At 41.7% G+C, this 23621-nt stretch carries 17 protein-coding genes and 3 tRNA genes; 7 read left to right on the plus strand and 13 right to left on the minus strand.

Annotation, left to right across the window (positions count from 1 at the left end; genetic code table 11):
- Position 1: 1 nt before the first annotated feature.
- The 4 genes from rplU to ACDG22_RS07635 form a co-directional block, all read right to left on the minus strand.
- Positions 2-319, minus strand: a complete 318-nt coding sequence (gene rplU / locus ACDG22_RS07620; protein WP_007566748.1) for a 50S ribosomal protein L21 — start codon at positions 317-319, stop codon at positions 2-4.
- 146 nt (positions 320-465) lie between these two features.
- The gene (locus ACDG22_RS07625) at positions 466-1101 is read right to left on the minus strand and encodes an HAD family hydrolase (RefSeq protein ID WP_007566746.1); all 636 of its coding nucleotides are present in this window, start codon (positions 1099-1101) and stop codon (positions 466-468) included.
- 101 nt (positions 1102-1202) lie between these two features.
- Positions 1203-2411, minus strand: a complete 1209-nt coding sequence (locus ACDG22_RS07630) for an L-serine ammonia-lyase (protein ID WP_022126056.1) — start codon at positions 2409-2411, stop codon at positions 1203-1205.
- A gap of 20 nt (positions 2412-2431) precedes the next feature.
- Positions 2432-4942 (minus strand): endonuclease MutS2, encoded by a 2511-nt coding sequence (locus tag ACDG22_RS07635; protein WP_270230215.1) that lies wholly within the window; start codon positions 4940-4942, stop codon positions 2432-2434.
- A 156-nt stretch (positions 4943-5098) separates the two neighbouring features.
- Between ACDG22_RS07635 and ACDG22_RS07640 the strand changes: the two genes are divergently transcribed.
- Positions 5099-5183: transfer RNA gene (locus ACDG22_RS07640), tRNA-Ser, on the plus strand.
- 357 nt (positions 5184-5540) lie between these two features.
- On the opposite strand, the gene ACDG22_RS07645 is transcribed toward ACDG22_RS07640, so the two are convergent.
- From ACDG22_RS07645 to ACDG22_RS07665, 5 genes are all read right to left on the minus strand, one after another.
- Positions 5541-5613 (minus strand) — tRNA-Trp (locus ACDG22_RS07645).
- 73 nt (positions 5614-5686) lie between these two features.
- The gene (locus ACDG22_RS07650; protein WP_270230216.1) at positions 5687-6283 is read right to left on the minus strand and encodes a uracil-DNA glycosylase family protein; all 597 of its coding nucleotides are present in this window, start codon (positions 6281-6283) and stop codon (positions 5687-5689) included.
- A gap of 15 nt (positions 6284-6298) precedes the next feature.
- Complete coding sequence (locus ACDG22_RS07655) at positions 6299-6928, minus strand: hypothetical protein (protein WP_007568829.1); 630 nt, start codon at positions 6926-6928, stop codon at positions 6299-6301.
- 57 nt (positions 6929-6985) lie between these two features.
- Complete coding sequence (locus ACDG22_RS07660) at positions 6986-7636, minus strand: RNA-binding domain-containing protein (RefSeq protein WP_270230217.1); 651 nt, start codon at positions 7634-7636, stop codon at positions 6986-6988.
- Positions 7637-7730: 94 nt separating this feature from the next.
- On the minus strand, positions 7731-9026 hold the full coding sequence (locus ACDG22_RS07665) for an L-cysteine desulfidase family protein (protein WP_040312017.1): 1296 nt from the start codon (positions 9024-9026) through the stop codon (positions 7731-7733).
- A 358-nt stretch (positions 9027-9384) separates the two neighbouring features.
- Between ACDG22_RS07665 and ACDG22_RS07670 the strand changes: the two genes are divergently transcribed.
- The 4 genes from ACDG22_RS07670 to ACDG22_RS07685 all read left to right on the plus strand — a co-directional run bounded on the left by ACDG22_RS07670 (position 9385) and on the right by ACDG22_RS07685 (position 12196).
- Complete coding sequence (locus ACDG22_RS07670) at positions 9385-10602, plus strand: transposase (RefSeq protein WP_007566665.1); 1218 nt, start codon at positions 9385-9387, stop codon at positions 10600-10602.
- Between the two features lie 100 nt (positions 10603-10702).
- Positions 10703-10787, plus strand: a tRNA-Ser gene (locus ACDG22_RS07675).
- 333 nt (positions 10788-11120) lie between these two features.
- Positions 11121-11600, plus strand: a complete 480-nt coding sequence (locus tag ACDG22_RS07680) for an RNA polymerase sigma factor (protein ID WP_040312015.1) — start codon at positions 11121-11123, stop codon at positions 11598-11600.
- A gap of 11 nt (positions 11601-11611) precedes the next feature.
- Entirely contained in the window at positions 11612-12196 is a 585-nt protein-coding gene (locus ACDG22_RS07685) for a hypothetical protein (RefSeq protein ID WP_007568822.1), read from the plus strand.
- An 87-nt stretch (positions 12197-12283) separates the two neighbouring features.
- On the opposite strand, the gene ACDG22_RS07690 is transcribed toward ACDG22_RS07685, so the two are convergent.
- The 4 genes from ACDG22_RS07690 to ACDG22_RS07705 form a co-directional block, all read right to left on the minus strand.
- Entirely contained in the window at positions 12284-13009 is a 726-nt protein-coding gene (locus tag ACDG22_RS07690; RefSeq protein WP_270230219.1) for a hypothetical protein, read from the minus strand.
- A gap of 403 nt (positions 13010-13412) precedes the next feature.
- Positions 13413-15761 carry a glycoside hydrolase family 3 N-terminal domain-containing protein gene (locus tag ACDG22_RS07695; protein ID WP_118485268.1) on the minus strand — a complete coding sequence of 783 codons (2349 nt, stop codon included), beginning with the start codon at positions 15759-15761 and terminating at the stop codon, positions 13413-13415.
- Positions 15762-15799: 38 nt separating this feature from the next.
- On the minus strand, positions 15800-18820 hold the full coding sequence (locus ACDG22_RS07700; RefSeq protein WP_270230222.1) for a glycosyl hydrolase family 95 catalytic domain-containing protein: 3021 nt from the start codon (positions 18818-18820) through the stop codon (positions 15800-15802).
- A 2-nt stretch (positions 18821-18822) separates the two neighbouring features.
- The gene (locus ACDG22_RS07705; protein WP_270230223.1) at positions 18823-20385 is read right to left on the minus strand and encodes a glycoside hydrolase family 43 protein; all 1563 of its coding nucleotides are present in this window, start codon (positions 20383-20385) and stop codon (positions 18823-18825) included.
- Between the two features lie 243 nt (positions 20386-20628).
- Between ACDG22_RS07705 and ACDG22_RS07710 the strand changes: the two genes are divergently transcribed.
- Both ACDG22_RS07710 and ACDG22_RS07715 read left to right on the plus strand, forming a co-directional pair.
- The gene (locus ACDG22_RS07710) at positions 20629-21384 is read left to right on the plus strand and encodes an SGNH/GDSL hydrolase family protein (RefSeq protein WP_270230224.1); all 756 of its coding nucleotides are present in this window, start codon (positions 20629-20631) and stop codon (positions 21382-21384) included.
- A 17-nt stretch (positions 21385-21401) separates the two neighbouring features.
- Complete coding sequence (locus ACDG22_RS07715; RefSeq protein ID WP_370858834.1) at positions 21402-23405, plus strand: glycoside hydrolase family 2 protein; 2004 nt, start codon at positions 21402-21404, stop codon at positions 23403-23405.
- Positions 23406-23621 lie beyond the last annotated feature (216 nt).

The raw sequence follows: 23621 nt of genomic DNA on the forward strand, positions 1-23621 counted from the left end.
ATTAAGCAATAACTTGTTTGATAGTCAATTCAGTAAACTGCTGACGGTGACCGTTCAGTTTTCTGTAACCTTTTCTTCTCTTCTTGTGGAATACCAATACTTTATCACCTTTTACCAAGTGAGAAACTACTTCGCATACCACTTTTGCACCTTCTACGGTAGGAGCACCTACTGTAACAGTACCGTTGTTGTCTACCAACAAAACTTTGTCAAATTCAACAGTTGCACCGTTTTCAGCATTCTGAATGTGGTGAACAAACAGTTTTTTGCCTTCTTCAGCTTTGAACTGCTGACCGTTAATTTCTACAATTACGTACATTTTAAATATATATTAAACGGGTTTCTTCCGCAAGGTGAACCGTTCTCATTCGGTTGCTTTTCTACCTCCACGGGTTAAAATCGGGTGCAAAGGTACAGGTTTTTGTTCATATAACCAATAGTTTAGCAAGAAATTATCTGATTTTTTTAGAGTTCAGACAAGCTTTTCATTATTTCTACGTGCGGATAAGCCGAAAGTTCTTCTCGGGTTGTAGCCCCATGTAGCACTCCGGCAAAGTCAACTTGTGCCGATTGAGCTGTTTCAGCATCTACAATACTGTCTCCTATATATAATACTTCTTCCTTGTTGCATCCAAATTCTTTTATTGCAAGCAAAACTCCTTCGGGAGAAGGTTTAGGCTCTTTTACATCTTCTCCTCCTACGATGATATCGAGAAAGTTTGATGGAAGTTTCTTGCTTAGTAACTCCATGATGCGATAGCGGTATTTGGTGGAAATAATTCCTATTTTGGCTCCACGTGTTTTTAAGCGGGTGAGCACTTCTTCTGTTTCCGGAAAAAGAAAGGTGTTGACTGTCATATGTACGTCAGCCTCTTTTACGTATTCCTTTTTATATGCTTCCAGTGTATCGGCATCTGTTATTCCTGTCAGGATAGAAAATGATTCCTGTAGAGTCTTTCCGATAGTTCGTTTAATTTCATCATCTGTTATTCCAGTATGCTGATGGCGTTCCAATACATTGCGGAAGCACATTACGATACCTCGGGAAGAATCTGCAAGTGTATAGTCGAAATCGAATAAATAAACCTTGTATAATTTCATCTTGTTGTTTATAAAAAGTTAGCCAGAACTTTCTTTAAAAGTCGCTTTATGTTCTCTGAAAAGCTTTTAAGGAAAATTCTGGCTAAAGAGATTGATATCCTTTATTCCATTGGCTGGTAGTTCTTTGCTAATCCTCCTTCACTGGTTTCTTTATAAAGTGAAGGCAGGTCATGACCGGTTTGTTTCATAACCTCTACTACCTTATCGAACGATACGCGGTGATGTCCGTCTGTAAATGCTGAATAAATATTAGCGTCAAGAGCGCGAGCGGCCGCATAAGCATTACGTTCGATACAAGGAATCTGTACCAGTCCACATACAGGGTCACACGTCATTCCCAGGTGATGTTCCAATCCCATCTCTGCTGCATATTCAATTTGTGCCGGACTTCCTCCGAATAATTGGCTAGCTGCAGCTGAAGCCATGGAGCAAGCTACTCCAACTTCGGCCTGACATCCAGCTTCGGCTCCTGAAATGGAAGCATTGTATTTTACGATATTTCCTACCAATCCGGCTGTTGCCAGTGCACGCAGGATGCGAGCATCACTAAAGTCACGGCTTTTTTGCAAATGATATAATACAGCTGGCACTACTCCACATGCTCCACAGGTAGGTGCGGTTACAATTTTTCCTCCCGAAGCATTTTCTTCGCTGACAGCAAGGGCATAAGCAAAAACTAATCCTCTTGAACGGAGAGAATCTTTAAATCCCTTAGCGCGGATATAATATGAAGAGGCTTTTCGACGCAAGTTAAGAGGACCGGGAAGAACTCCTTCGGCATCCAGACCTCGCTGGATAGCTTCTTTCATTGTTTCCCACACCTCAGCAAGGAATTTCCATATTTCGGGACCTTCACATTGTTCTACATATTCCCAATAGCTTCTGCCCGTGTGTTCACACCAATAAAGTATTTGGTTCATGGTATTCATATTGTATACTTCAGGCGTGGCATTTTTGTCATGTCCTTCTTCGGCAAGAGCTCCTCCACCTACACTGAATACCGTCCACTCTTCAGTTTGTTTCTTGTTGCTATCGAACGATTTGAAAGTCATTCCGTTAGGATGGAAAGGAAAGAAAATATGAGGTTTCCATAAAATCTCTACAGGAGCGTGAGGCTGAAGAACGTCTAAGATAGCGACGTCGGTCATATGCCCTTTACCGGTAGCAGCAAGGCTTCCGTATAGGGTAACCTGAAAAGATGTTGCCTCCGGATGGCGGGCAAGGAACTGTTCGGCTGCTTTTCTAGGTCCCATTGTATGACTACTTGAGGGACCTGTACCAATGCGATATAATTCTCTTATTGATTTCATAATACAAAGATATGATATTTTTATTTTAAATCAACTACCGTAATACCTGCTCCTCCAAATTGTACATGTTCATCTTGAAAATGCTTGACTCCGGGTACGGTAGCAAGATATTGGCGGATAAGTGTACGCAAGATGCCTGTTCCAGTTCCGTGGAGGATACGTACTCGGCTAACTCCAACCAATATGGCGTCGTCGATAAAATAAGTTACGGCTTGTATAGCTTCATCGCCCCTCATACCTCGTACATCGATATCTTGCTTGAAGTTGAGCTTCTTTTCATACATACGTTCTTGCGTTTCACTGCTTACGAAAGTTGCTTTTGCTGTATTTAAGCTTTGTTTGGGAGCTTCGGCACGTTCCAGACGTTCAGCTTTTACGTTTGTTTTCATCAGTCCGAACATGACTACAGCGTTCTTTCCGTTCAGTTCCATAACCTGTCCGACACTGGTCTGTCCTTTAATACGTACATAGTCGCCTGCTTGAATAGGAACAACTTTAGGGACAGGTTGAGCTGCTGGCTGATTAGCCTGCTTATTCTTCTTATCTTTCTTTCGTTCCTGCTTCTCACGCAATTTCTCCATCTTGCGTGCTATTTTTTCTTCTAAAGCTGCTTTGTCTGCGGCTTCTACCTGCTGGCGGAAATCAGTCAATTCCTGACGTGCCATGCGAGTACGTTCTTTTTCAGCCTGAGCTTCCTTTATGGTACGGATAGTGTTTTCTATCTTTGCATTCGATTCTTCCAACAAGTGTTCGGCGTCTTCCTTTGCTTTTTTCAGAATCTCCTTACGACTTTTTTCCAGTTCTTCCAGTTCTCTTTCGTAGCGTGCAATGGTGTCTTCCATTACTTTTTCTCGCTTGCGGATATTCTGGCGTTTAGTTTCCCAGTATCGTTTGTCACGTACGATATCTTGCAGATACTTGTCGCTTTGTATATATTCGCTTCCCACAATTTCAGAAGCATCTGCTATGACTTCTTCCGGAAGTCCGATTTTACGTGCTATTTCTACGGCAAAAGAACTTCCCGGATTACCAATCTGTAACTGAAACAGGGCACGCATCTCGTGACGATCGTACAACATGGCTCCGTTTACCACTCCTTCATGATCTTCTGCAAAATGTTTCAGGTTCTGATAGTGAGTTGTAATGACTCCGAACGTCTTTTTAGCATTAAAGCGTTTCAGTACAGCTTCTGCTATGGCTCCTCCGATTTGTGGCTCTGTTCCTCCTCCAAACTCATCGATCAATATCAGACTCTTTTCATTGCAATACTTCATCATATTCTTCATATTCGTCAAATGTGAAGAATAAGTACTCAAATCATCCTCGATGCTCTGTTCGTCACCGATATCGATGAATATACTATGGAAAATACCCGCATGACTCCGCTCATTCATTGATACAAGCATACCACATTGAAGCATGTATTGCAACAAGCCGACAGTTTTCAAACATACAGACTTACCTCCGGCATTAGGACCCGAAATTAATAGAATCCGTTGCTCCGTTGTCAATGCAATGTCGAGTGGTACAACTTTCTTATTATGTTTGGCAAGTGACATTTGAAGAAGCGGATGTACAGCTTCGAACCAACCTATGGCCTGTTTGCTTTCGAAAGAAGGTTTTACGCCTTTGATGTCGATTCCAAAAAGAGCTTTAGAACGGATAAAATCTATTTCAGCTAAAAACTCATACGACTGTAGAATCGCAGGAACTTGTGGGCGTACAGTTGCCGAAAACTCGGTAAGTATACGGATGATTTCACGTCGCTCTTCTCCCTCCAGTTCACGGATACGGTTGTTGGCTTCTACAACTTCAGCTGGTTCGATGAAGACTGTTTTTCCGGTAGCCGATTCATCATGAACGATTCCTCGTATTTTTCTTTTCATACCCGGAGCAACTGGAATGACAAGTCGTCCATCGCGCATCGTAGGAGTTACATCTTTATCGACGTAACCTTCCGATTGAGCCATTCGTAAAATATTATTCAAACTCCGTGATATACTTCCCGTCGTAGATGCCAGTTCACGTCGGATACGCAGTAATTCTGGAGATGCATTATCTTTTATTTTTCCGAATTTATCGAGAATGTTGTTTATGCGTGTAATGAGTTGGGGAAAAACCATGATATCTCCCGCAAGCTCATATAAAGCAGGATATGGAGAGTGGGCTTCATCATTGTCAGTCAACTCATCATCCGTTTGTTGCAGGAAACGTACGATATCACGTATTGTTTCCAATGAACGACGCAGGTCGAACAATTCTTGTTCATCCATATACATGCCTTCTACACGGATACGTTTGAGTGATGGGCGTACATCAAAAAAGTACTGACTGGGAAAATCATCTTCTTCTTGAATGATACGTACAAATTCCGTCACTTGCTCCAACCGGCGGTTTATTTCATCGTAGCTATCAGAAAAATCCATTGACTCAACTCTTTCTTCTCCCAATGTGCTAAGACATTTGGTCTTTAAAAGTTGACGAATCTGATCAAATCCGATTTTCTGTTCAAAATTTTGAGGGTATATCATTACTGTATTTTAGTCTGTATAACAAATAAGTTTTCGTTTGCAAAGTTACGATAATGAGAAAAAATAATCAAAAAAGCGGCAATTTATTTGCAGGTTTCAAAATAATGCGTACCTTTGCATCGCTTTTGAAAGGAAGCACTCTTGCAAAAGAGTTTTGGAGAGGTGGCAGAGTGGTCGATTGCGGCGGTCTTGAAAACCGTTGTACCGCGAGGTACCCGGGGTTCGAATCCCTGTCTCTCCGCTAGGTTGATTAAATATAGTCCCGTAGAATTTATTCTATGGGACTTTTTTATGATAATCAATCTAAATTTTTAGAAAAAGTCGTAATTTCCTTTGGGGATAAATCGTGTATTTAGTTTTCTATATGATCGGTTGCTCGTGTAATTGAATCTGAAAAAATCAGAAATGTTTTTTTTGAATAGCTGAATTAATCTTCTAGGGGTATAGCGCGTTTTTATTGCTTGTGATTCTTTGTTGTATTTTGTTGAGTTTGAAAACGCAGTACGGTTTGACATCATGAAAATGGGTTGTCCGATATTTGTCCGGCCTATAAACGGGTAAAAGCTGCAACTTTTTGAGTTACAGCTTTTTATCTCGGCACGGGAAGAGAGGCTCGAACTCCCGACACTCGGTTTTGGAGACCGATGCTCTACCAACTGAGCTATTCCCGTGTTTGCGGTTGCAAAGGTACGATAAATTTCTATATTTGCAAATCCTTTCCTATAAAAAGTAGTACCCTTTTTCTTATATTAATCCTAAGTCTTTGAATATGAGTTGATATGTTTCTGCTTTTTTTTCTATTTTTAGTGGATAAGCTCGACTGGATGAAGGCATTCTGTATAGATAAAGTGTACGGTCGTTGTATTCAAAGGAGGATTTTCCTCCAATAGGAGGTTCTGATACATGTATTTGTTGGCGTAATGTATCTGTTGCCTTCTGACCTGTGGTAACGATTGCCCGACATTTAGGGAGTTGTTTTAGCAACAAATCGATGTCTGTAGGTTTAATTATCTCTAGAAACTTGTCTGATGCATTATCCTGTAACCGTCGTACGGCAGAAGCTGTATCGTATAGGGCTATCCCTTTTTCGTTGAGGAATTCTATGATTCGTTCTTTGTCGAATGATTTTTTGTCCGGATGCAGAAAATGATCTTTATCAGAAAAAAAGATTATTCCGATGATTCTCCACATATCGTTTTGCAGGTTGGGGTAGAAGAAATCCATACTCCATCGTTTCTTCTGGGGAGGAAAGCTTCCCAGCATCAATAACACCGCGTTACCGGGAAGGAAAGGTTCCAATGGATGAGTTTCTATTGGCGGAATAATCTTTTCTGCGTTCATATCTGAATCTGTCAATCAGGCTTTAGGTTTAGGTTCTTTTTTAGCCAGCAATACAATGTTGTATACATATTCGGTCATCCAGCTTTCTGAATAGCCTAAGGTGTGCTGGTAAATACGGATATTATGACAAGTTTTACGTACTCCATCATCTTTCCAGTCTGTCTTAGTCATAATGTCATGGATAGCTTTTTCTGTCATGCCACGCAACATTTTCTTAAACACTCCCGGCATACGGAATTTCCATTGCATCAGGTTGCCTATTACCATCATCAGATCCTGGCTGAAACCTTGGAACATGAAGAGGTAATTCTTGATATCATTTGCATTTTTACAGTTCTTCTTGATAGAATTGTCAATTTCTTTAAAGAATACGTCATTCAATCCATAGATATCACTTAGCATCTTTTTACATTTTGAACGTTCAGCGATTCCCAGTTTATTGTTTTGGGTAGGAATTTTAAGAGTACGCTTGAATACAGCCATGTCAGGCAGGAAATTGATGTTGCTGATACCTAGCTGCGCAGCCATTACCGACTGATAATATACACGTATAAGTGTCATAAAATCTTCCATTCCTCCTACGCGTACAGTTTCGTCGGTTTCTGAAGTTTGTTTTTTTCCGAATATTTTAGAAAATATGCTCATAATGATATAATTTGTTTATTTAGGTGCAAAGATAGAAAATCTTTTTGTTCATTCTTTTCATTCACCGTCTTTAAGGCGAAAATAAAATGTATGTTCCTCGAAATATTGTTCTATCAGTCCGAAGCGGATGAAGTCGGCCAGCAAGCGGCTTATTTGTTTGCGGTTCATACGTGTAAGTTTACTGCATTGTCCCAGCGTCAGAGCCCCCTGCTGTTTTAAGATAGTCAGGATTTGCTGTTCCCGCTGAGTATAGGTTATGATTACTCTCTTTTCTTCGCGGTCGTGTTTCCATATATTCAGATGTATAGGGTTGGCCAATATATTTTCGTCTTTGATGCGTACGTAGGCCCATGGATGATTATTTTCGTCTAATGCATATATGGGTTTTTGTGTACTTTCGTTTATTTGTACCTCCAATACATCTTTCCCTTCTATGTGATAGATATGTGTTTCCAGTTCTATTTCCGGCCGGCAGTATAATGTGGCTGCGGCCTCTACCATATAGATTTCCTCTTCCGAGCGGACACCGGCTATTTTCCCATTATCTTTTACTCCAACCAGCAGTCTTCCTCCTTCTGTATTGGCGAATGCAGACAGGCTTTTGGCAATTTTTCTTGCGTCGGATATGGCAAATTTAAAATCCTGATGTATATGTTCTCCTTCAGATATGAGTTTTTGTATGTATAATGTATTTGAATTTGTTTTCATAACGGCGCAAATAAATAAAAACGGCTGTTCTCCCGCATGAAAGTACGCTATCTTTTGCGAAAAACAGCCGTTGTCTTTAGGCTTCTGTACTTATTTAGTCACAGTGCTTATGGGTCATAATATCTAATACAAGCTTGTCGGTTTCGTTCATTCCTTCCGAACCTATCTTGGTAAGATTGCGTATACTCTGATTTACGTTTTCTTCGATGATACCTTCTACGGCAGTTACACATTTCTGTTCCATCGCCATGATGGCAGACATAACAGCAGTCGAAACTCCACTTGTCAACTTCAGTGCGCAACTTGGTTTGGCTCCATCGCAGATCATGCCGGTAAGTGTGGCAATCATGTTTTGTACTGCATACATTACCTGCTGATATCCTCCACCCATAAGGTAGGTGATACCGCAGCTACTTCCTGTTGCGGCAACAACACAACCACACAAGGCTGATAAACGTCCCAGGCTTTGTTTGATGTAGATAGCTGTCAAGTGGCTGAGTATAAGGGCACGTGTCAATTCCTCTTCCGAGTTATGATTGTCTTCAGCATAAACAACGACAGGCAATGTGGCGGCAATACCTTGGTTACCGCTACCAGAATTACTCATTACCGGTATCATGGCTCCTGCCATACGGGCATCACAGGCAGCAGAAGTATACGATAATATGTGGGTAAATGTATTATTTCCCATGATATTTCTTTCTGTCTGACTGTTTCTTAACATTCTGCCCAGTTCATGTCCATATTTCCCTTGGAAGGAACGTTCGGCTGCATTTTTGTTCAGACGCCTGGCCTCTAGAATAAATTCAATTTCTTCAAGAGGAGCTGTTGTTGCAAAATCGAAGACCTTACGTAAGGTCAGTTCAACGTGAGCAGCCTGAGCTTCGGCTGAGGCTGGTGTTCTATTGTCGAGAAGAACATCCTGATTGCGGCTTATGTAAACAAAATTAGTATGTCCGCCGCTAATGATAGCCGTTGCCGAATCATTGCCATGAGTACAAACTGCCTCTATATAAAGTTTTTCTTCAATATTTTCCTTTAAGGCAATGTCGATGCATTGTGATTCTATCATTTTTTTTCCTGCTTCAACAGCTTCGGGGTTACTGTCTTTCAATACTTCCAGTTGGTATTCAGATTTTCCAATCAAAGCCCCTAAAGCTACAGCTATGGGAAGACCGATCATATCCGTTCCCGGAATACCTACTCCCATGGCATTTTTCAGGATATTGGCACTTAAAAATACTTTTATGTTTTCAGGATGACAGCCTAAAGTTTCTGTAGCTTTTGCAACACATAAGGCTACGGCAATAGGTTCTGTACAACCAATCGCCGGGACTACTTCTCTTTTTATAAGAGCTATAATTTGCTCTCTTTCAGGTTTTGCGATAATACTTTCCATTCGGTTACGTATTTAAACTGATGAAAATTCCTATTGTTTCAAATCAATGAATGTACAAAAGTACATTTTTTAGAGGAATAAATAAGTATAGTAAAGAGATAAAAATATATTGTTGAAAATTTGCAATACTTCGGTAAATTTTTACCGAAAGATTAAAAGTTAAACAACAGAACCGGCAAAAGCTGGTTCGGAAACACTAAAGAGGTCATTGAAATGTTGTCAAAAACGAATGGTTAAGCATGAAGAAATGTGCTGAAAAAAGAGAGCTAACCTGCTGATAATAAAGGAGGAAAGTATTGCATAATTCGTTATTTCTTAGTAAATTAGAAGTCTCTGAACTCTTCTGATTATGACTAAAGAAACACTCCTTATGCAATACCAATCCGAGTGCCTGTCGGCTCTCAAATCAGTAGCGAATATACACAAACCTTTTGAAAAAGCATTCATGGACACCATGAAATTATTCATGGCCATCCCGGATCGTATAAATTTCCTTCAATTGGGCAGATATGGCTGTTTCTCAGAACAGACTTATCGCAACCTTTTTGAGCATGAAACTTTCGACTGGTTTGCGTTCAACGGATCTATCATCAGCAAGTATCTCACAGGCAAAAGAAAAGCCATCGCCATCGATCCTTCCTATATTCCCAAATCAGGCAAGAAGACACCTTGGATAGGTTACTTCTGGTCCGGTTGTGCAGGAGAATACAAGCGTGGACTGGAAATCATGGGCATCGGTGTCATTGACATCGACAACCATGAATGCATGACTTTAGGTTCCATTCAGACGCCGGATTGTAAGACCTTGGATAATATGGACAAGAACCTTGTTGACTGGTACAGCTGCTATCTTATCAGCAGAAAAGACAAGCTGCAAAGCATATCCAAAACGGTGGTTGCAGACGCATTCTTTTCCAAGGAAACTTTCGTAACACCTATGTGTGAGAACGATTTCCATGTCATCAGCCGCTTTCGGAATGACGTAATCCTGTACTATCCGACATTGGAACAGAAAACAGGAAAACGTGGCCATCCCAAGTGGTTTGACGGCAGGATTGACTTTGCCAATCTGGATTTGACCCGGTGCAAGGAATACGAGGTGAACAAGGGAAAGCTATACGGATTGAGGGTATATGCAAAAGCTCTCAAAAGGTATGTTTCCTTAGCCATCTGGTATCCGATGGACGGGAGGACAGACAAGTGGCAGCTTTACTTCTCTACAGACGATTCCATGGATGGACGTGAGGTGCTGGATTATTACAGAACCAGGTTCCAACTGGAATTTTGCTTTAGAGATGGCAAGCAGCATGCAGGAATCACCAGCTGCCAGTCTACCGACTTCAGGAAATTGGATTTTCACTTCAATGCATCGCTTGCTGCTGTCAACTTGGCCAAAGCGGCATGTAAGAGGCTCGGAATAACCTATTCCATATCCTCCTGCAAGTCTTTCATACACAATGCTTATATGCTTGAACGATTTATTTGCGTGTTTGGGATTAGCCCAGACCCGCAAGTTATTGACAAACTTTTCAAAGAACTCATTTTATTTACTGCCAGAGCCGCTTAGGCTTGGCGAATTTTTAACGAACTATTGAAATTTGTAAATTAAAAAATAATATGTATCTTTGCATCGCTTTTGAAAGGAAGCACTCTTACAAAAGAGTTTTGGAGAGGTGGCAGAGTGGTCGATTGCGGCGGTCTTGAAAACCGTTGTACTGCGAGGTACCCGGGGTTCGAATCCCTGTCTCTCCGCTAGGCTGATAAAGTTAAGTCCTGTAAAACTAAGGTTTTACGGGACTTTTTTTATGTCAATTTAAAAACCGATTCGATAGATCTGAAGTCTAAATATATTGTGGTATTTATTTGTTTAAGATTTATTCTTGCAGAAACAGATACTTTCTTTTTTCTATGTGTAATAAACTGTAATGATATCGTTACAGGTTTTGTTTGAAGCAGACTGTAGATTTAGGATTATTCTATCTTTGAGTTTTGTGTTTTTTATATTCCGTTTAAAAAAGTTTCTACTTTTGTGTAGTTTTTGTGATACTCCAGGCGTCTAATGGTCAAAAAATAAATTCATACGATATGGAAATATTGGATACTGCATTTGCGCAAATGGTGAAAGAGCATAAAAGTACCATTTATACAGTGTGTTTTATGTTCTCGAAAGATTCCGATGAAGTGAGTGATCTCTTTCAGGAAGTACTTATCAATCTTTGGAAAGGATATGATTCTTTTAAGAATCTCAGTAACATCAATACCTGGATTTGGAAAGTGAGTTTTAATACATGTATTTCATGTGAGCGGAAAAAGAAAAGGCGGGCCGCTGTTCCTCTGACCATGGATATCAACCTTTTTGAAGATAAGGATGAAAATTCCCGACAGATTCGTTTGCTCTACGACCGTATCCACCGGTTGAGTCCCTTCGATCGTGCTATCGTTTTATTATGGCTGGAAAATATGAGTTACGAAGAAATTGGAGCTATTGTCGGAATTTCCACCAAGAACGTATCTGTACGTTTGTATCGTATTAAGGAAGAATTGAAAAAAATGTCGAACCATTAAAATGTACTGTCATGGAAAATTATGCAGATAGATGTGAGTTAGACGAGATGAAGCAACAGATTCAGTTGCTGAAGGATAAGCTGGCTAAAGAAATCATTGTTAGTGAAAAGTTAATTAGACATTCTACCCAAGATAAGGTGTCCTATATCAACCGGAAGAAGAAGTTCATGTATTTTTTTATAGTCTTTGCACTTGTTTATTGTAATGTATTTTTCTTGCTGATGGGATATTCATGGATTTTTTGTGCTGTTACTTCTGTCTTTTTAATTATTGCCGGATGTTACCAGCGATATAGTCATAAGGGAGTAGGTATAGATTGCATATCAGAAGGTAATTTGCTGGATATCAGTAAGGCATTGCTTCGCATGAACCAACTGAATTTAAGATGGCTTTATTTCGGCATTCCGTTTGCTTTATGCTGGATTGTTTGGTTTATGTTTGAAAGTTATCCGAAAGTAGGAGGTGAAATGATATGTTACGGAGGAAGTGTTGGTTTTGTTTTGGGAGCTGCCGGAGGTATTTTACACTGTATTCGTGTTCGTCATAAAGCCAAAGAAGCTATTCATGATATTGAAGAATATACTAAGGATAATTGAGTAACTGCTTATCTTGATTATTTTTCGGATTACTGAATGTTGTTTTCCCCAGTTGGATTGTGTTCCGGCTGGGGAAAATTTTTACTTTCACCTTTTCTTGCCTAGTCCCATATGTAATTGAATGCCCACAGAAACGCTGAGATCGTTTGACCATGAACGGGATTTTACGGTTTCTGTTACAGATGGCAGATCGGGTTCTGTTACGGTATAGGTTGTATTACAGGACTGTAACGGACAGCGATAGCTGACGTCTAGAATTATACTGCACAGATTGGAAGTACGGTATCCTGCTGATATTCCGGGATTGAGGTATGTGGATGAACGGCTTATTTCAAGTTTATATGTTGTATCTTCAATGGTTTGAGTTTTTTCAGAGCCTCCGGCACTCATGCGTCCTATACCGACTCTTGGCATCAACTGCCATCTTCCTATTTCTTCCATGTAGCCGATACCTATACTTGCAGAAGGTTTTATTCTGCTTAATCCGGGAAGTAATTTATCGCCTATGGTTTGAGCGATGTTGCTCCATACATCATCTGTTTGAATTTTGAAGAAGCTTAATCCTATATCCAGATAGGCGTTCCAGTGGCGTGCGAATCCTACAGCTATCCGCCAGTCGAACTGGGTAGCAACATCTGCGCGTGACCCGAAATATTCAATATGTTCACTTCCTCCGGTATTGAAATTAGGACCTATTGAAAACGACATGATAAATGGGGAGCGAGAGGATAGGGAGGAAGCTTTGTCTTGTGCAGCTACCGGTAATGTGCCGATGATGAAAAGAATGATCGCTGCAAACTTGTGTTTCTTCATAAGCTTGGCTATAGGTTTCTATAAATAAAATAATCTTTGGTTTCTTCTGATTTCCTGAATTCTGTAGTTACAAATATAATTATAATTGGATATTTTTATTTATTCTCCTGCTGATATTTTATGTAGGTACAAGAAACAGAAGTAAAGTAGTTTGATATGATTAATTCAATGTCTAAATTAAAGTATATGATGGGATAAGAAGGAATGAGCAGAGACTCTAAAAATAAAAAGATGCAGATCTTTTATTAAAAAGAACAGCATCTTTTGTCTGATTTATCTTGATGTTTTTTTTAAAATTGTACAAAAAATCCCTCGCCTTTTCCGTTAAGTTTTTTTAACTAATACGTATAGGCGAGGGGAACTTTAAAACTTATTGATTTTCAAATGAATACTTTCTGGAAAATTATTTATTTGGTGTGTCCCAGATTTTGGTTTCGCTGCATTGAATATCTGTCCATTGGTTGCCACATTTCAGTTTGAAATCACCTTTTTCCAGACGCCATTTACCGTCGTAACCAACAAATGCCAGATCACTGCCTTTCAGTTGCATGGTTACGGTTTTGGTTTCACCCGGATTGAGTTCGATTTTTTCGAAATTACGCAAACGGATGTTGTCGGGAGTGCTGCTTGCCACCAAATCTTTTGAATAAAGCAGTACGCTTTCTTTTCCGGCAACTTTTCCTGTATTGGTAACATCAACGCTGACTGTCAGCACGTCATCGGCTGTAAAAGAAGTCTTGTCGACTTTCAGATTTGAGTAGCTGTAAGTTGTGTAACTCAGACCGAATCCGAATTCCCATTGTACATCCATTACCGAGTCGTAGTTGTAATTTCCGCCCATCTGTCCCATGTTTTCGCAAGGCTTATAGTCGTAGTTTGCCAATGCGTTGATATATTTAGGATAGGTGAAAGGCATCTTTCCGCTGAAGTTGGCATCACCGGCTAGCAGGTTGGCAAGGGCATCGCCACCATAATTGCCCGGAAGCATCACGTTAATTACGGCTTTTGCCAGTGGAACAATGTCGTTGATGATACGCGGACGACCTTGATTCAATATCAGAATGACAGGCTTTCCGGTTGCAGCAAGGGCTTTTACCAGATTACGTTGGTTTTCCGACATGGTCAGGTTGGTCAGATTACCCGGAGTTTCGCAGTAAGAGTTTTCTCCGATGCAGGCAATAATCACATCGGCACGACTGGCTGCGGCAACTGATTTTTCGATTTCCGGCTGGTTTTCTTCCCACCAGTTATCGTTTTTATAAGGAGCGTAAGTCACGCCCGGTTCGTAGATGATGTTCTCCTTACCATACTTGTTGCATAGAGATTCGTAGATTGTGTTGTAAGCACCGGCACATTGGTCAGCTAGATGTCCTTGCCAGCTGTACGACCATCCTCCGTTCAGGCAGCGCATGGAGTTGGCATTTGGACCGGCAAGCAGGATTTTTGTTCCTTTGGCAAGTGGCAGGATATTGCCTTCATTCTTCAACAGTACTTCTGATTCTTCGGCGGCCTGTAAAGCAACACGGGCAAACTCTTCAGAACCGAATTTGTTGTATTTCTTGATATCCCAATATGGATTTTCGAACAGTCCCAGACGGTACTTCAGACGTAATACGCGGGCTACGGCATCGTCGATGCGGCTCATGGGGACTTCACCTTCTTGTACCAGTTCTTTCAAGTAGTCGCAGAAGCTTACTTCGTAGGGAACCATCGACATGTCGATTCCGGCATTGATGGCAATCTTGACAGCTTCTTTCTTGGTTGCTGCAATATGGTCGCGTGTACACAGATTGTTGATATCTGCCCAGTCGGTTACAATCATACCGTCCCAGTTCAAATCTTCCTTCAGCCATTCGGTCAGCAATTCACGGTTAGCATGGAAAGGTATGCCATTGTCTACACCTGAGTTAACCATTACACTCAGTGCTCCCTGACGGATAGCTGCAAGGAACGGGGCGAAGTGCTTTTCGCGCATATCACTGCGTGAGATAGAAGAAGGTGTACGGTCCTTACCCGAAACAGGAACACCATATCCCATGTAATGTTTCATGCAGGCTGCCACATTATATTCGCCGATATGATTCGGATCACTTCCCTGAAAACCTCTGACAGAAGCCTTACCCATTTCAGCGTTTACGTAACAGTCTTCTCCGTAGTTCTCCCACATACGCGACCAGCGTGGATCACGTCCCAAATCGACTACCGGAGCATAAGTCCAGGGGATACAGCCGGCTTTAGTTTCGTATGCCGAAATGGCTGCTGCCTTTTCTGTCAGTTCACGATTGAAAGCTGCTCCCATATTGATGCCTTGCGGGAACATGGTTCCATCGAGTGTATAGGTAGTTCCGTGAATCTGGTCGACACCATAGATACAAGGTATGCCGATTTCCTTCATGGACAAATCCTGAATCTGTTTGATTGCTTCAGCCCATTTTTCCTTTTTCTGTGCGACACTCAGTGGAACATTCAACAATGAACCTACCTTATATTTACCAATTACAGTGTCGAGCATGGCAGGATTCAGTGTAAATCCGTTTTTCTTGCTAGCTTCGAAGTCACTCACTACGTCGATGGTGATTTCACACATCTGGCCGATTTTTTCTTCGAGTGTCATTTTCTTCAGCCATTTCTGAATATGTGCCTCGATAACCGGATCGGAAGGAATAGCCGGAGCTGGTTTTTGTCCTCCTGCTGTCAGGCAGACACCAGTACATAACACAGATGCCAGTGCCAGTTTCTTGAAGTTTTTCATGGTCAATTATTTTTTAGTTGTTATAGTTTGTTTATCAGTTATTCGAATATGAACGTAATACATTCTCCTTGTTTTACAGTGAACGGGATGAAAGAGTCTGTGCGACAGGCTGTATCGTTGAGGAGTACTTTTTTGACTCCTTTGGGCCATTTCATCTTCAGATTGTTCTGCCATCCTCCGGTGATGGTTGCCTGTACTGGCTTTCCATCTTTCCATACAAGATCGACTGTGGCGCCTCCTCTTACTTTTAGTCCGTAAAAACTTCCGTCTTTCCAGGATTCAGGCAGGGCGGGAAGCAGGTGGATGAAGCCATCCTGACTTTGCAACAGCATTTCGCTGATACCTGAAGTTCCCCCCCAGTTGCCATCCATTTGAAAGGGTGGGTGTGAGCAAAAGAGATTAGGGAATGTTCCACTTCCGTGTTGTGTGGGGTTCTGAGCCGTATATGCCGGGTAAAGCAGGCTGCGGAACAGCTTATATGCGCGGTTGCCGTCTCCCAGTCGTGCCCAGAAGTTGATTTTCCATGCACGGCTCCATCCTGTACCTTCGTCCCCTCGTCGGTTTAAGGTTTTCCGGCAAGCTTCTGCCAGCTCGGGAGTTTTAAGAACCGAAATCTGATTTCCCGGATGCAGACCATACAGGTGAGATACATGACGGTGATGAATATCCGTTTCTTCGTAATCTTCCAGCCATTCCATCAGGTATCCTTTCTTGCTTATCTGGTGAGGTGGCAATAACCCGATGGCCTCTTGCAAAGCTTCGGCATAAGCAGTATCTGTATGCAGAATATGTGAAGCTTCTATCACGTTGGTGTAAAGTTCACGTACCAGTTGGATATCCATTGTCGGACCCATACATACACTGATAGGCGTACGGTCTTTTCCCGGTAGATAAAAAGCATTTTCGGGTGAAGAAGTGGGAGCTGTAACGAGCCATCCGTGTTTGGGCTCGCGTACCATGGTAGAGTAGAAAAACTCTGAAGCTCCTTTCATAATCGGGTAAATATCTGCCAGATAGTTCCGGTCGCCACTGAAAAGATAATGTTCCCACAAGTGTGCGCAAAGCCATGCTCCTCCGGTATTCGTTGCTCCCCATGACGGGTGTTCTCCGGGAGCGGTATAGTTCCATACATTGGTCATCATGTGGAGTACCCAGCCTTTTGCTTGCGGACCGTAAAAGGCTTTTGCACTTTCTTCTCCACTGGGAACCAGGCGTTTCACTAAGTCAACCAGTGGTAGATATAGTTCCGATAGATTAGCTTGTTCTACCGGCCAGTGGTTCATTTGTACATTGATGTTCGTATGATAGTCGCCATTCCAGGGAGTTCCCGGCTCGTTAGCCCAAAGTCCTTGCAAGTTGGGAGGCAGGCTTCCCGGACGTGTACTGCTTATCAGCAAATAACGTCCGTAATTATAGTAAAGAGCTGCCAGCGAAGGATCGTCCTGCTGCTGGAATCTTTCAATTCTCTGATCGGTAGTCAGATGTGAAACGGCTTCATTTTCGGGCAGACGGATTCCTGCACGGTTGAACAGAGCCTGGTAACTTAGGATTGCTTCCGATACAGTTTCGCAGAGATTGCTTTTCAATGCATCGTTGAGTATTCGGTCTGCTTCCGTTTCATAAATTTCTCCTGCCAGAAAGGAGGTCTTTGCCGATACTACAATCCATGCTTCGTCCGCATTTTGTACAGTGATAGACTGTTCGTCAGTCGACTGGTTTGTCTGCCTGCCCTTGCATGTTATTCCGGCAATGGCAGCATAACGGACATCCGTTTGCGAAGAACCACTGTCCAGACTGCCGTACAGTTCCAGTTTTCCTTCAGCCAGTTTGCGTACGCTTCCTCTTTCCGGACGGCTCAAATTCATTTTGAAATTGATGGAACCAGGAACGTTTGCTTTCAGGTGTATCAGCATGACATCTTTATCACGTGAAACGACGTATTCGCGCACATAATTTACATTCCCGCGGGAGAAAGTTGTGTATGCGATTCCCTTACTTAAATCCAGCCAGCGGTGGTAATCAGCAGGAACATCCTTTTCATGTACTCCGTACTGATGCTCCAAAAATAAATCGCCCAACATCTGAAAGGCTCCATACGTTCCTCCTTTTTCCGGTTTCTTAGGAACAAAGCTGGTATACATCAGTTCTTGTGCTTCTTTGTTCTTTCCTTCGAACAACAGCCGACGTATTTCGGGCAGGCTTTTGGAAGCGTCGGGATTCAGATAATTGGCTTCCGACCCACTCCACATGCTGATTTCATTCAGAACAATATGTTCTTTGCCGATTCCTCCGTCGGGCATCATACCCAGTCTGCCGTTGCCTAACGGAAGAGTTTCTTCCCACTGTGCAGCAGGTTCGTCGTACCACAATGTTTGGTCACTGCGTCCTGGAGTTGGATGAGGTTCTTCTCCGGTAATACATTTATACAATGTTTCAGCAATAATAGCAGCTCCGTACTTGTCTGGATGCACTCCGTCGACGTAGAGTTGTGGGTAATAAGGAAGCATTGCTGTATGGAGGTCGATCACGGGTAAGCTTCTTTCGGCTGCAACTTCCCGGATGTATGGAATGATTCCGTTTACAATGATACTGTCGTTGATGCCCCATTCTTTACGGTTAGAAGGAATAGGCAGACAAAGGTAGATGTGAGGATGTGATGCAAGTGCCTGGAATTTATCGATCAACAGGTTCAGATCGTCCTTGAATGTAGCACGATGCTGCCAGTTCTGCGGCTTGGAATCATTGGTTCCAAGTTTGATGGTTACGATATTGGGCAGAAAATCCAGCGCTTCCTGAAAACGTGTAGTTTTCATATAAGGCAGATCTCCTTTCTGGCTCAATGTATGGGCGGTCACGCCAAAGTTGCCTACTTCGTAATTGTTTCCCAGTAATTTCTGAAGGGCAGCCGGATAACTTTCTTCTGAAGGATTCTTCAACAGAAACCCTTCGGTAATGCTGTTACCTACACAAGCTATCTTGATTCTCTTTTCCGTTTGTGCCTGTATGGCAAGAGGAAGAATCAGGAATATTCCTAATATATACAGGTATAGTTTTCTCATGTTTATTCTCCTTTATATTTTATGTATCGGAAGTCGGCATACGCTTTCGATTGTGTGGAAGCAGATACACTATATAGTCCGAGTACGACTCCGGTAAATCCTCCAGCTGTTTCACTGCTGAGGTAACGGGTATTCATTTTTCCCAGCTCATGATAAATACCGTTTTCTGTATAGCCGAAGTAATAGAAGTTTATGTCCGATTTAATATTCAGTTCTATGTTTCCTTTACTGTTTAGTGGCATCTCCTTTTCGATATGTTCCAATTCTCCCAGTTTGTAGCGAAGGACAACCGAACGGCTTTTATCCTTGTTCTGACGGACGAACAAATCGTAGTGTGAGTGGTATTCCATATATACACTGATACCAGCTTCATCATTCGCTTGTGCATTTTTCAACTCCAAAGAAGTAGCGACTTCCATATTGAAGTGCTCTTGTCGGATAGCAACAAAAGTCGGGCTCTTTTGCTCATTCAAAGAAACCGGAGTTGCTTTCAGACGGAGATTTCCGTTCTTGAATTCATAGTTCTGCATATTGGGATTTTGCAGGTACATCCATTCGGGGGATAATTGTTTGTTCTCGAAAGTGATGGTTTCGGGTTTTTGTTTTACTGTCTGAAGTGGAAGAGTAGGAACATTCATGTCCAGCTGGATTGTACCATTTCCGTTTACGACGGGCCATGCATCTTTGTCCCAGCGTACGGGAGCCAGATAAGTTTCACGTCCCAGGGTATGATGGAATCCCGGCATGATACGGTAAGCAAGACAAACCATCCACCATGAACCGTCTGTACCTTCTACCAGATCGGCATGACCTGTACCCTGGATAGGGTTAGTTTCTCCAGCCTGACAAGCATGAGTCAGAATCGGATTTGCCGGATTTCCTACGTACGGTCCGTCAATGTAACGGCTGCGTGCGATGGTGATGCTATGTGCTACTTCTGTTCCTCCTTCTGAAATGAGCAGGTAATACCAGCCGTCTTTCTTATAAATATGTGGTCCTTCCGGATAACGTCCTCCGGTTCCGTTCCATATCTTTTTGGAAGGTGTGAGCTGTTTTCCGGTCATCGGATCTATTTCGCACAGATTGATGTAACCGTCCGGATTGCTTACCATGTAGCATTTACCGTTTTCGAAATACAAAGAAGGGTCGATTCCTCCTTGTTCCAGCCATACGGGTTCCGACCATTCTCCTTTGGGATCGGTTGTGTGAACCAGAAAATTACCTTTGCCTGATACATTGGTCGTAATCATGTAGAATACTCCTTCGTGATAACGTATGGTAGGAGCAAAGATACCGCTTCCTCCATTGGCTCCTTTCAGGTTAAGTTGTGATTCCCGTGTCAGGCAATTGCCTATCTGCTCCCAGTTTACCAAATCTTTACTATGGAAGAGAGGTACTCCTGGAAAATATTGAAAACTGCTGTTTACCAGATAATAGTCATCGCCAGCTTTACATACGCTAGGATCAGGATGAAATCCGGGAATTACCGGGTTTTTATAACCCTGAGCAAATGTTTCGCATAGAGAACAAGCTAAGGCGCAAAGTAAGATACCAATGTTTCGCATAATTCATTAAAGTTAAAAAGTTACTAAGTCTTTACTTGACTTCGATTACAAAGATACATAATTTTGATTTTCTGCATCCGTTCTTTTGTTTCCTGTCACGAGCTAAAATGTTTCCAATAGGGTATTCAAATGTTTCAAACCTGTTTATTTCCCTGTTCTTTTATGATTTAACGTACATAGAAAACATTATTTTTGTTGAATAAAGTAGGTATCTAATAATAAAATCTATAATCTTATTTTACTATGAAATTTTTTGTCTGGTTATTTTTTCTGTTAATTGGCGGGGGTAATCTTTGGACCGCAGGACATAAAATATTGTTCATCGGTGATTCCATTACTGATGGCAACTGGGGAAATAGTGATGGAAGTGCCCAACCTTCTTCTGTCCGCAATCATTGGGATATGAATCATATCTATGGAAGTGGGTACATGTATCTGTGTGCTTCTTACTATCAAAGTAATTATCCTGAGCAAGAATATCAGTTCTTCAACCGGGGTATCAGCGGAAATACATTGAACGATTTGAAGACCCGGTGGAAGGAAGATGCTCTTGCGATACATGCTGATGTAGTTTCTGTCTTGATAGGAACGAATGATGTGAATGAATATTTAGGTAAAAAAGACAATGGAGCTTTCGATTTTGTTTTGTGGGAACAGACTTATCGGAATTTACTGGATAGTCTGCATCAGGATAATCCGCAGGTGAAGATTGTATTGGGTGAGCCATTTACAGCTTGTACGGGAAATATGAAAAAGACTGAAGATTTTGCTTTACGGGATAGCCTGATACAGCGTCTGGGAAAAATAACCTTACAGATAGCAGCCGATTATGGAGCTGTATTCATCCCATATGCTTCGATGTTTCACCGTTTGCTGGAAGAAAACCCGGAATTGCCGGATACTTATTGGATTTGGGACGGAATTCATCCGACACCTGCCGGACATAAGCGGATGGCAGACTTGTGGATAGAACAAATAGAAAAATATCATATATTGTAATAAAGGAGGATAAACAGATGGGCAGATGGAATATCAGGTGGAGCATATTGCTTGTTTTATGGTGTGTTACGGGGGTGAAGCTGGCTGCAATGAAAGTTGAGTCATTAGATAGGGGATGGTTTTTTAATCGCGGGTATGAATCTCAGGCTGCGGATAAGGTAACGGTTGATCTTCCGCATACGTGGAATGCTGCTGATGCGATGTTTGGTAATGTGATTTATTATCGGGGAATGTCAACTTATTCACGTTTTATCGTTGTACCTTCATCGGAGAACTTTAAGCGTGTTTTCTTGCGCGTAAAAGCTGCACAGACTGTAGCTGATGTGTATTTGGATAATCATTTTGTAGCTCAGCATAAAGGTGGATATACCTCTTTTACCGTAGAGCTGACTCATCTGATTCGGAAAGGAGAAAAACATAAACTGGATATCAGGGTGAGTAATGCTCAAACTATGGAAATAGCTCCGATATGCGGCGATTTTAATATATGGGGTGGGCTGAATCGTGGTGTGGAGCTTTTGTATACGGATGATGCTTGTATTGATCCGACATTTTATGGCTCATCTGGAGTTTTCTTTACTCAGTGTGATGTTTCCGAAAAGTATGCCGGACTGGAAATGAAAGCATTGCTATCGGGAACTGAAATGGCATTGAATGATTGTTCTATTGAGTTTTCTTTGTTGGATGCGAAACGTAAAGTTGTTTTGTGTAAGGAAACAAGTGTGTCTGGTAAGGAAGCCCTGGTGAAGATGGAACTTAATAATCCGCATTTGTGGGATGGAGTTAATAATCCATATTTATATACCGGAGTTGTCGTTCTGAAAAGAGGTGGTAAAGAGATTGATCGTCGGGAAGAACATGTTGGCTTCCGGTTTTATTCAGCAGATCCGGATAAAGGCTTTTTCTTAAATGGTAAGCCCTATTCGATACATGGAGTCAATTATCATGAGGACCGTGCAGAAAGAGCATCGGCTTTTCGTCCTGAAGATTTTGAATCGGATTTGAACTTGATACAGGAAATGGGATGTACTGCTGTTCGACTGGTGCATTATCCGCATGCACAACAGTTGCATAATTTAATGGATAGGAGAGGACTGATTGCCTGGGCTGAAATTCCTTTTGTAAATGTATTTGTCAGCCATCCTCTGTATAGAGAAAATTTAAAGCAGCAATTAGTGGAACTGATTTGTCAGTATTATAATCATCCTTGTATTTTGACATGGGGACTTTTTAATGAAATCAACCCGGGATGGCTGGAAAATCCAAACCCTATGGCAGAAGAACTGAACAAGTTGGCTAAAAAATGGGATATATCACGACCGACAACGGGGGCAAGTAACCAGGAAGATCCTTTGAACGGAATACCTGACTTGATTGCATTCAACCGTTATTTCGGATGGTATGGGGACGATTGTAAAGAGATGGGTGAGTGGATCGATAAGGAGCATCGGGCATATCCTCAGCGATGTATGGGCATAAGTGAATACGGTGCTGGTGCGGATGTGTTTCAACAGGCAGATTCCTTGATTCATCCAGAGCCGTGGGGACAGTGGCATCCAGAAAACTGGCAGACTTATTACCATATAGAAAACTGGAAACAGCTTGCTTCACGTCCGTTTTTGTGGTGTAAATTTGTTTGGTGTATGTTTGATTTCTCGGCGGCCGGTCGAAAAGAAGGCACGACTTTTGGCCGAAACGATAAGGGATTGGTGACATACGATCGGAGGATTAAGAAAGATGCTTTTTATTTTTATAAAGCAAATTGGAACAAGAAAGAAAAAGTGCTGTATATCGCATCGAAGCGTTGTCAGAATAAGTCGAATTCATCGGTTGACATTCAGGTGTTTAGCAATTGTGGTGATGTAGAGTTATTTGTGAATGGGAAAAGTATGGGAAAATGTACGCCTGATGAGGTTTGTGTGGCTACATGGAACAATGTTCCTTTACAGTCGGGAGAGAATCAGGTAACAGTGCGTGCTTCGGGGCTTTCTGATAATTGTGTGTGGTATAACAATGACTGAATTGAATATCTAAATAACGTTTGACTAGGCTGAGTCTATCGTTTCATTACTGTGAAACGTTATTTCCATTTAGGTGAAGCTATCGTTTCACTCTAGTAAAACGATTTAAATATGGTAAGTTTGGCTGTATAGCTTGGAGTTTTCTAATTTTGAACTATCAAAAAAGGAGTTGTATCGTGGTAGTGGTACAACTCCTTCCTGTTATTAATTGGCTGG

This window comes from Phocaeicola coprocola (assembly GCF_041333015.1).
GTDB classification, from domain to species: Bacteria; Bacteroidota; Bacteroidia; order Bacteroidales; family Bacteroidaceae; genus Phocaeicola; species Phocaeicola coprocola.

What these genes read in the sequence shown, in the direction of transcription:
- ACDG22_RS07705 (WP_270230223.1), bottom strand. Translation starts at nt 20,385, where the DNA reads ATGCGAAACATTGGTATCTTACTTTGCGCCTTAGCTTGTTCTCTATGC.
- ACDG22_RS07660 (WP_270230217.1), bottom strand. Translation starts at nt 7,636, where the DNA reads ATGAAAACAAATTCAAATACATTATACATACAAAAACTCATATCTGAA.
- ACDG22_RS07700 (WP_270230222.1), bottom strand. Translation starts at nt 18,820, where the DNA reads ATGAGAAAACTATACCTGTATATATTAGGAATATTCCTGATTCTTCCT.
- ACDG22_RS07650 (WP_270230216.1), bottom strand. Translation starts at nt 6,283, where the DNA reads ATGAACGCAGAAAAGATTATTCCGCCAATAGAAACTCATCCATTGGAA.
- ACDG22_RS07635 (WP_270230215.1), bottom strand. Translation starts at nt 4,942, where the DNA reads ATGATATACCCTCAAAATTTTGAACAGAAAATCGGATTTGATCAGATT.
- ACDG22_RS07690 (WP_270230219.1), bottom strand. Translation starts at nt 13,009, where the DNA reads ATGAAGAAACACAAGTTTGCAGCGATCATTCTTTTCATCATCGGCACA.
- ACDG22_RS07710 (WP_270230224.1), top strand. Translation starts at nt 20,629, where the DNA reads ATGAAATTTTTTGTCTGGTTATTTTTTCTGTTAATTGGCGGGGGTAAT.
- ACDG22_RS07685 (WP_007568822.1), top strand. Translation starts at nt 11,612, where the DNA reads ATGGAAAATTATGCAGATAGATGTGAGTTAGACGAGATGAAGCAACAG.
- ACDG22_RS07695 (WP_118485268.1), bottom strand. Translation starts at nt 15,761, where the DNA reads ATGAAAAACTTCAAGAAACTGGCACTGGCATCTGTGTTATGTACTGGT.
- ACDG22_RS07655 (WP_007568829.1), bottom strand. Translation starts at nt 6,928, where the DNA reads ATGAGCATATTTTCTAAAATATTCGGAAAAAAACAAACTTCAGAAACC.
- ACDG22_RS07630 (WP_022126056.1), bottom strand. Translation starts at nt 2,411, where the DNA reads ATGAAATCAATAAGAGAATTATATCGCATTGGTACAGGTCCCTCAAGT.
- ACDG22_RS07670 (WP_007566665.1), top strand. Translation starts at nt 9,385, where the DNA reads ATGACTAAAGAAACACTCCTTATGCAATACCAATCCGAGTGCCTGTCG.
- ACDG22_RS07680 (WP_040312015.1), top strand. Translation starts at nt 11,121, where the DNA reads ATGGAAATATTGGATACTGCATTTGCGCAAATGGTGAAAGAGCATAAA.
- ACDG22_RS07625 (WP_007566746.1), bottom strand. Translation starts at nt 1,101, where the DNA reads ATGAAATTATACAAGGTTTATTTATTCGATTTCGACTATACACTTGCA.
- ACDG22_RS07715 (WP_370858834.1), top strand. Translation starts at nt 21,402, where the DNA reads ATGGGCAGATGGAATATCAGGTGGAGCATATTGCTTGTTTTATGGTGT.
- rplU (WP_007566748.1), bottom strand. Translation starts at nt 319, where the DNA reads ATGTACGTAATTGTAGAAATTAACGGTCAGCAGTTCAAAGCTGAAGAA.